At 57.0% G+C, this 7,079-nt stretch carries 8 protein-coding genes; 1 reads left to right on the forward strand and 7 read right to left on the reverse strand.

Features of this window, described 5'->3' with window-relative positions:
* Positions 1-152: 152 nt before the first annotated feature.
* A complete protein-coding gene (locus AB4Y96_RS26185) occupies positions 153-359 on the reverse strand; it encodes a hypothetical protein (RefSeq protein WP_091878547.1) in 207 nt (68 codons plus the stop codon).
* Positions 360-425: 66 nt separating this feature from the next.
* Positions 426-1,100, reverse strand: a complete 675-nt coding sequence (locus AB4Y96_RS26190) for a GNAT family N-acetyltransferase (protein WP_441920933.1) — start codon at positions 1,098-1,100, stop codon at positions 426-428.
* 90 nt (positions 1,101-1,190) lie between these two features.
* Here AB4Y96_RS26190 and AB4Y96_RS26195 point away from each other — a divergent pair, with 90 nt between their 5' ends.
* The gene (locus AB4Y96_RS26195) at positions 1,191-2,360 is read left to right on the forward strand and encodes a pyridoxal phosphate-dependent aminotransferase (protein WP_441920935.1); all 1,170 of its coding nucleotides are present in this window, start codon (positions 1,191-1,193) and stop codon (positions 2,358-2,360) included.
* Positions 2,361-2,362: 2 nt separating this feature from the next.
* On the opposite strand, the gene modC is transcribed toward AB4Y96_RS26195, so the two are convergent.
* The 5 genes from modC to trhO all read right to left on the reverse strand — a co-directional run bounded on the left by modC (position 2,363) and on the right by trhO (position 6,887).
* A complete protein-coding gene (gene modC, locus AB4Y96_RS26200) occupies positions 2,363-3,439 on the reverse strand; it encodes a molybdenum ABC transporter ATP-binding protein (RefSeq protein ID WP_441920936.1) in 1,077 nt (358 codons plus the stop codon).
* Entirely contained in the window at positions 3,436-4,125 is a 690-nt protein-coding gene (modB, locus tag AB4Y96_RS26205; RefSeq protein ID WP_441920939.1) for a molybdate ABC transporter permease subunit, read from the reverse strand. Before modB ends, modC begins: the two co-directional genes overlap by 4 nt.
* Entirely contained in the window at positions 4,122-4,871 is a 750-nt protein-coding gene (gene modA / locus AB4Y96_RS26210; protein ID WP_091878227.1) for a molybdate ABC transporter substrate-binding protein, read from the reverse strand. The genes modB and modA overlap by 4 nt, the downstream gene beginning before the upstream one ends.
* Positions 4,872-5,144: 273 nt before the next feature.
* Entirely contained in the window at positions 5,145-5,870 is a 726-nt protein-coding gene (locus AB4Y96_RS26215) for a tellurite resistance TerB family protein (protein WP_441920937.1), read from the reverse strand.
* An 87-nt stretch (positions 5,871-5,957) separates the two neighbouring features.
* A complete protein-coding gene (gene trhO, locus AB4Y96_RS26220; RefSeq protein WP_091878231.1) occupies positions 5,958-6,887 on the reverse strand; it encodes an oxygen-dependent tRNA uridine(34) hydroxylase TrhO in 930 nt (309 codons plus the stop codon).
* Positions 6,888-7,079 lie beyond the last annotated feature (192 nt).

Here is a 7,079-nt window from a genome sequence, read left to right on the forward strand (position 1 = left end):
GGTCAAGCCCGAGGATGACGGAGAGAGGTAGGTTGAAGGGGTGCTATATTCTGCAACATTGGCGATTAGCGTTGCATCCACCCAAGCCCCTCATGGTGAGCTTGTCGAACCACGAACCACACACTACTGACTACCCACCAACCACAAACCAGCTAATCCTTACGCCGTTGCCTTCTCGCTCTCAGCCAGAAAACAACAAAAAAACCAAACACAAACAGCGCACCGAAAACACCAGCCAGCGCAGGAGAATGGGCGCCCAGCGCCAGCATCATGGTGGGCATGTAGAACGCGGCAAAACCGAAACCAAGCATGATACAGGCTGCGGCGATGGCAGCATTGCGGGTTTTGGGATCACTCACGGGCATGGGTCTTTCTTCTGGCAACAGTCGCAGCCTTTGTAGCTCCGTTGCACCCGAACGCAAGCACTACCTTGCGCGGAAATCCTCCAGCCGCTTGATCTGCTGTCCGTCCGCATCGAAATTATCAGGCGACAGCCACGCCTGATAGGCGGCTTTCAGCGCTGGCCATTCGCTGTCGATAATCGAGAACCACGCCGTATCGCGGTTCTGACCCTTCTGCACCATATGCTGGCGGAAAATGCCTTCGAAGGTAAAACCGAAACGCTCCGCCGCCCGCTTGGATGGCTCGTTGGCGTTGTTGCATTTCCATTCGTAGCGGCGATAGCCGAGCGTATCAAAGATATAGGATGCGAAGAGATATTGTGCTTCGGTGGCAGCCGGTTTGCGTGAGATCAGCGGCCCCCAATAGATATTGCCGATTTCGATGACACCGAACGTCGGATCAATCCGCATCAGGGTCTGACGGCCCGCAACCTTGCCTGATTTCTTGTCGATGACCGCAAAAAACAGCGGGTCCTTGCTGGCCGATACTTTTTCCAGCCACGCATCGAATGCCGGGCGGTCGCCCGCTGCGGTTTCAAAAAGATAGCGAAACCGGTCTCCCGCATCCTCGACACTCGACGCCTCGTAGAGCCCGTCGCCATGTTTGGCAGCATCCAGCGGCTCAAGCGTGACATACTGCCCCTCGATGGGTTCACGGGCAGGAGATGGGCACGGTGTCCAGTCTTTGAGATCGGTCATGATAGCGGCCTGTTTTGCATATGAGTATTTGACTCCATACAGTCAGAGCAGCACAAAGCTGAAGTCATAAATTGTATGTAGGACAAGATAATGCTGCGTACCATCTCCGGTTTCGACCGTATCGGTGAAGAAAATGCCTTTGCTGTTCTCGCCCGTGCAACGGCTCTCGCCTCCCAAGGCAAAGACATCATCAATCTTGGGATCGGCCAACCGGATTTCAGAACACCCGATCATATCGTCGAAGCGGCCATCAAAGCACTGAAAGATGGGCACCATGGCTATACGCCAGCAACCGGACTGCTCGCGACGCGTGAGGCAGTCGCCCGCCGCACACTGACCACGACAGGCGTCGAAGTCTCCCCTGACAATGTCATCATCGTTCCCGGCGGTAAGGTCACGATGTTTGCCGCCATCATGATTTTTGGCGAACCCGGCGCAGAAATTCTCTATCCCGACCCCGGCTTTCCCATCTATCGCTCGATGATTGAATTCACCGGCGCAACGCCGGTTCCCGTGCCTATCCGCGAAGAGAACAGCTTTGCCTTCTCCGCCGAAGAAACGCTGGCGCTCATCACGCCCAAAACACGCTTGTTGATCCTCAATTCTCCGGCTAATCCGACCGGCGGCGTTACGCCGAAATCCGAGATTGAAAAGCTGGTAAAGGGCCTCGAAGCCCACCCACACGTCGCCATCATGTCCGATGAGATTTATGACGTCATGACCTATGATGGCGAGGAACATTGCTCGCTGCTGACCTTCCCCTCCATTCGTGACCGGCTGATTGTTCTTAATGGCTGGTCGAAGGCATGGGCCATGACCGGCTGGCGCATGGGTTGGTCGATCTGGCCGGATAGTCTTTATGACAAGGTGCGCAAGCTCGCGGTCAATTGCTGGTCCTGTGTCAATGCACCCAGCCAATATGCCGGGATCGCCGCCATTGATGGCCCGCAGGATGATGTGGAAAAAATGTGCCGTGCTTTCGACAGCCGTCGCAGGATTGTTGTTGATGGTCTGAACAGCCTGCCGGGCATCAGTTGCGCCACACCGAAGGGCGCATTCTACGCCTTCCCCAACATCAAGGTCACCGGTTGGCCCGCCAAGCAGCTCGCAGCCGCGTTGCTTGATGAAGCGGGTGTGGCGCTGATCGGTGGGCCGGATTTCGGCATTCTCGGCGAGGGCTATATCCGCCTTTCCTATGCCAATTCCGAGGAAAACATTGTGCGCGCCATTGAGCGGATCGAGCGGTTCCTCACGAAGTAATTTTAGCCGCGCAACACACCGCGATCGACGGAAGCGGCTTTCACCAGAGCGAAAACAGTGTCGCCCTGCTTGAGAGCAAGCTCGCTGGCGGATTTGCGCGTCAGCCGCGCGCTGATCGTTTGGCCGCCAATATCGAGCGTGAGATCACAGTCCGGGCCATCATTGGTAGTAATGGAAACAATACGCGCGGGCAGGATATTGCGCACACTGATCGCGTCCGGCAGTGTGCGGGCGATAGAGACGTCGCGCGCTCTTATGCGCAGCCGCAGTTTTGTCCCGTCGGCAAAGCCGAGCTTGGCAATCTGAAATGGATGGCCACCAATATCGATGGAGGTCAGCCCGAAGGCGTCATCGCTTGCTGTGACGGTGCCCGAAACAAGCGCTCCCGCATCGTCATGACTTCCAAGCCGCGAGAAGATGGCTTCGGCAGGCCCGCTTGCGGTCACGCGGCCGGCCTGTAGCAGCACGATCTCGTCTGCCAGCCGCGCCACCTCGTCAATCTCATGGCTGACATAGAGGATCGGCAGACCTGTTTCATCGCGCAGGGTTTCAAGGAAGGGCAGGATTTCCTGCCGCCTGTTATGATCAAGCGATGAGAGCGGCTCGTCCATGAGAAGCAGTGACGGATTGGAGAGCAGTGCCCGCCCAATGGCAACGCGCTGACGTTCACCACCTGAAAGCGTTGTCGGCGAGCGTTGCTGCAAATGCTCAAGCCCAAGCAGCGCCACCACCCTGTCATAGGGCAATCCCTCGCTGCGCCGTCCGGCCCAGCGCGCATAGGTCAAATTGGTCCTGACTGAAAGATGCGGAAACAGCCGCGCATCCTGAAAGACATAGCCGATACGCCGCTGTTCCGGCGGCAGGTTGATCCCGCTGGCGCTGTCGAACAGCACGTGATCCCGGATGGTGATCCGGCCCTGTTTGGGACGTGTCACACCGGCAATCATTTTCAGAAGCGTTGTCTTGCCCGCGCCTGACTCACCAAACAGCGCGGTAACACCGCCGCCTGCGGTAAACTCGGCAGCGACCGGAAACGATCCGACCTGCCCACTGACCGAAACGAACAGCGTATCGCTCATGACCGCCCTCCGCTCAAGCGCCGCTGCAACCATTCCGAGGCAACAACAGCAACAATGGAGATCACCACCGAAACGAGGATCAGCCGCAGGGCGGCGATATCACCATTCGGGCTTTGCAGCAGGGAATAGATCGCAAGCGACATGGTCTGCGTTTCACCGGGAATATTCGACACAAAGGTAATCGTTGCGCCAAACTCACCCAGCGCTTTGGCAAAGCCGAGTACGGCACCGGCCAATATACCCGGCAACAGAAGCGGCAGCGTCACCGTGAAGAAGACGACAATGCGCCCTGCCCCAAGCGAGCGCGCAGCCTCTTCAAGACCGCGATCAAGGCTTTCAATGGAAAGACGCATTGGCCGCACGAGCAGCGGAAAGGCCATGACACCGGCAGCCAGCGCAGCGCCAGTCCAGCGAAACGCGAAGGTCAGCCCGAAAATATCATTGAGAAAACCGCCAATGGTGCCGCGTGCGCCAAACCACACCAAAAGCAGATAGCCCGTCACCACAGGCGGGATAACCAGCGGCATGGTGATAACAGCCTGCAAGAGGCTCTTACCCCAAAAGGAATAACGCGCCAGAATCCACGCAATGATGAAAGCAAATGGCAGGGCGACGAGGATCGCGACCAGCGCGACCCTCAGCGACAGAAGAACAATGGCCCATTCTGCCTCACCCAGCACTATCAGCCCGCCTTGCCTGCGCCAACAAAGCCCTTCGACTTGATGATTTCCTGGCCCTCATCGCTGGCGAGGAAATCAAGGAAGGCCTTGCCTTCAGCCGATGGTTCCTTGCCAACAAGTGCAGCCGGATAGAGGATCGGCTTGTGGGTTGAATCGGCGAAACGATAGGCCTCAACCAGATCCGGCGCAGCGGTGTGATCCGAGGCATAGACAATGGATGCATTGGCTTCGCCGCGGCTGACAAATTCCAGCGCAGCACGCACATTCTCGGTGAACACAGCATTCTTGCTGACTTCATCCCAGATTTTCAGCGTTTCCAGCGCTGCCTTGCCGTACTTTCCAGCGGGAACGTTTGTGGGATCACCCATGGCAAAACGCCCGGCTTTCAAGATTTCAGCCGCGTCGCCCTTGTCCTTCTTGGTCAGGATGACAAGCGCGTTGCCCGCAATGACCTTGCGCGATGGCTTGTCGATCAGGTTGCGCTGTTCGAGATAATCCATCCAGTCAAGATCAGCCGAGATGAAGAGATTGGCCGGAGCGCCCTGCTCGATCTGCTTGGCCAGCGCCGACGATGCAGCGAATGAAGATGTCACTTTCGTGCCCGTCTTGGCCTCGAACTTGGCAGCGGCAGTGTCGATCACTTCCTTCATGCTCGCAGCCGCAAAAACCGTTACTTTTTCGGCAGCAATGGCGCCATTGACACCCGCCATCGCCGCCAGAACCATAAAGCCCAGAATGAGAAATTTTTTCATGAGGTCCACCCCTGTCAGGAATCCATGACGGTCTCACACCGGCCATGAATCCAGTTGCATTATACAGACATGATGGTGGGTCCGAACAAAGCGCGCGCGACCCGGACGCTCCCAAAACCCTTGACGCAGCGGCAGCCATCGACACTGCCAGAATGTCCTGAATGAACCCTCGGCCCCGAGTCAGAACGCGCCAAACTAGACTGGACTTGTTTGTCTTGTCGAGAGACAAAACACCCGCCGGTGACAGCGGGTGTTTTTGGTTTCGATTTGTGATTACGCCTGCGGTGTTGGCGTTTTCACATTGGCGATTGTCGCCTCGATGTGATCGATAAGACTATCGGGCAATTTGAGACGCCCAGCCAGAAGATCAAGATAGCCGCGCTCGGCGCGGGTCTTTGCTTCAATGGCAAGGCGCGACGCCGTATAAAGCTCAACCTTTTGCGCGTCGGTGACCGCCGCGGCAACCAGCGCATCAATATCGACAGGCGCATTGAGTTCCTGCGTGAGGAATTCCTGCGTGTCGCTGTTCAGACCCGACAGCGACAGTTTTTCGGCGATCCGTGCACGTTCCGCATCATCCACCTGCCCGTCAGCACGGGCAGCGGCAATCATGGCCCGCACCAGCACGAGAGCAAACTCATGCTCGCCCTGCGGCGCTGTTGCCGGGTGGAAACTTGAATCATCGGGCGGAGGCAGCAGTTCCGGCTCGCCCGCCTTTGCTGTTTCAGCGGGGGTAGCTGGTGCATTGCCTGACTGGTAATTCTGATAGGCCTTGTAGGCGAGCCCAGCGACAGCGGCGAGACCACCAAGTTTCAGCGCACCGCCTGCGATGTCACGCCCTGTGCCGGTGCCCAAAAGCACGGCTGCCAGAGCGCCTGCGGCCAGCGGATTATCCTTGGCCATTTGTGTAGCCTTGCCGGCCGTATCTCGAACGGAGGTTCCAGTTCCGGGAACACTGCTTCCCAGAAAATCATCAAGAATCTTCTTCGGGTCGAACATGCAAATCTCCTCATGGCTGCACGAATGCGTTCCGACCTAGTTAGGGTCGGCACCGTGGCATTGCAATGACAAATGGATTTTTTGTGATCAGGAACCGATATGGTGCTTTTCGCCGCGCATTTTGGCGAGTTTCACCTGTTTTTGCCGTTCCGCAAAGCGAGCGCGGTCTTCAGCCGTCCGCTCATGATAGCATTTCGGGCAGGAGACGCCTTCCTCGAACAGGGTGGACATTTTGTCCTCGGGGGCAATCGGATTGCGGCAGGCGTGGCAAAGCTCCGCCTCGCCTTCAATGAGACCATGGCCAACCGATACGCGCTCGTCAAAGACGAAACACTCGCCTTCCCAGCGGCTTTCCTCGGCGGGAACCTCTTCGAGATATTTCAAAATACCGCCCTTCAGATGAAACACATCATCAAAGCCAAGGCCCTTGACGTAAGCTGTCGCCTTTTCGCAGCGGATACCGCCGGTGCAGAACATGGCGATCTTCTTGCCTTCCAGCTCTTCCCGGTGATTTTCCACCCATTGCGGAAACTCGCGAAACGTTTTTGTCTGTGGATCAACCGCATTGGCAAATGTACCGATGGCCGTTTCGTAATCATTGCGGGTATCGATGACGATGGTGTCCGGGTCGGCAATCAGCGCGTTCCAGTCCTGCGCCGGAACATAGGTCCCAACGCTTTTCAGCGGGTCTATATCCTCGACACCCATGGTGACGATTTCCTTTTTCAGCCGCACCTTCATGCGCTTGAAAGGCATTTCGCTCGCATAGGAATATTTCAGTTCCATGCCCGCAATGGCAGGCTCAGCCTCCAGAAACGCCACAAGCTTGTCGATGGCATCATGCGATCCCGCCACCGTACCGTTGATACCTTCAGCGGCCAGCAGCAGCGTGCCCTTGATCCCCGCGCCACAGCACAGCTGCGCCAACGGTTCCTGCAGCGACTGATAGTGCTCCAGACGGGCAAAACGATAAAGTGCTGCCACTTTGAAGGGCAAGTTTGCGGAATGATCGATCATGATCCCCTGCAACTACTGCTCCCAAGCGATGATTTCAAGAGATTTGCATGGGATACGGGTATTAATGGGCGCTATATGCCTGATGGGTGGTGGCGCGATGGTGTGGTATTACAAAAGGTGCAGAACTTAGCTCACCCGCAACCCACTCCTCCCCGTCATCCTCGGGCTTGACCCGAGGACCCACGGTTAGGG

Origin of the sequence: Phyllobacterium sp. TAF24, assembly GCF_052113785.1 — a bacterium.
In the GTDB taxonomy this organism is placed as follows: domain Bacteria; phylum Pseudomonadota; class Alphaproteobacteria; order Rhizobiales; family Rhizobiaceae; genus Phyllobacterium.